Origin of the sequence: Streptococcus sp. GMD1S, assembly GCF_000296875.1 — a bacterium.
GTDB lineage: Bacteria > Bacillota > Bacilli > Lactobacillales > Streptococcaceae > Streptococcus.
Genome location: NZ_AJQY01000383.1, coordinates 1 through 926, shown reverse-complemented (window position 1 = coordinate 926; position 926 = coordinate 1). Strand labels below are relative to the sequence as shown.

General features: G+C 44.3%; 1 protein-coding gene. It reads right to left on the bottom strand.

Translation table 11 applies throughout. The features are described 5' to 3' along the window. Positions 1-926 (bottom strand): exonuclease domain-containing protein (locus tag GMD1S_RS11575; protein ID WP_008283074.1); only part of this gene is annotated, 926 nt, incomplete at both ends.

The following is a 926-nucleotide window of genomic DNA, read 5'->3' as shown; positions in this document are numbered from 1 at the left end:
GGTGGCATGACCTCGATAAAGTCATAATACTTGGCCACCTCAACCGCCGCATCCACACCTTGGGAAACGACAGCGTCAAAAACTTCACCCTCCGAGCAAGCCGACCCCAAAATCAAGCCCTCCCGATGGGCGTCTAGAACCGTTCTCGGAATCCGTGGCACCCCTTCAAAATACTTGGTGTTAGACAAAGAAACCAGCTTAAAAATATTTTTTAAACCAACTTGATTCTTGACATAAATGGTCGCATGTTTAATCCGAGCTTTTTTATAAGAATCTGGACTGATTAGATCAATATTGAGTCTAGCCAGATCGGTCACACCATGTTTTTCTGCTACCTCTTTGATAAAGATGAAAAGCAGACGACCAGTAGCTTCCGCATCGTAGTTGGCCATGTGGTGGTGTTCAAGTGCCACACCAAAACGCTTGGTCAAAGGCCCCAAACCATGACGTTTATACTCAGGATAGAGGTTTCTAGCAAACTCCAGCGTATCGATGACTGGCTGGCTAATCTTAGGCAGACCATGACGCTCATAGTTGGCATTCATAAAACCAACGTCAAAGGTAGCATTGTGGGCTACTAAGACTGTATCCTTGCAAAACTCTTGGAATTCTTGTAAAACTTGTTCCAGTGGTTTGGCATTTTTGACATGATCATCTGTAATACCAGTCAACTCAGTAGTAAAGGCTGATAATGGATGTCCGGGATTGATAAATTCATCAAATTCGGCAATAACATTCCCCTTATACATCTTAGAGGCCGCAACCTGAATCAAGTCATTATAGATAGCTGAAAGTCCCGTCGTTTCAACGTCAAAGACCACGTAGGTCGCTTCTGACAAGTCCATCTCCACTTCGTTATAAACGATAGGGACACGGTCCTCCACGATATTGGCTTCCATTCCATAGATCAGCTGGATTCCAGCTTT